1 protein-coding gene is annotated in these 313 nt (G+C 67.7%); it reads right to left on the bottom strand.

What is annotated here, in order from left to right; all coding sequences use genetic code 11:
• The coding region (locus R5H29_RS00210; RefSeq protein WP_332328539.1) for an HWE histidine kinase domain-containing protein at window positions 1-313 on the bottom strand (313 nt) is incomplete at both ends.

Here is a 313-nt window from a genome sequence, read left to right as displayed (position 1 = left end):
TCTCCCGCCACAGAAGGGCAAGGCGCTTGCCGTTGTCGTGGACGTCCCAGGTCACGTCGAGATGCCCCGTCTCTGTCGTGAAGGCGCCGTATTTCCGCGTGTTCGTTGCGAGTTCGTGGAGCGCTAGCGCCAGGGTCTGCACCATGGAGCGGCGAAGCACCACGGCGGGACCTTGCAGGGTCACCCGCGCTTCCCAAGCAAGCCCCAGCGCATCCAGTTCCAGGCGCAGCAATGCCAGCAGCGTGATGCCTTGCCCGTCGGCGTGGGAGAGCAGGCCCTGCACCCGGGCGAGCGCGTCCAGGCGCGCGGAGAA

It is taken from the genome of Stenotrophomonas sp. A3_2, from assembly GCF_036624925.1.
GTDB lineage: Bacteria > Pseudomonadota > Gammaproteobacteria > Xanthomonadales > Xanthomonadaceae > Stenotrophomonas > Stenotrophomonas hibiscicola.
The sequence above is the reverse complement of the archived record's forward strand: the minus strand, read 5'-3'. Positions and strand labels throughout refer to the sequence as shown.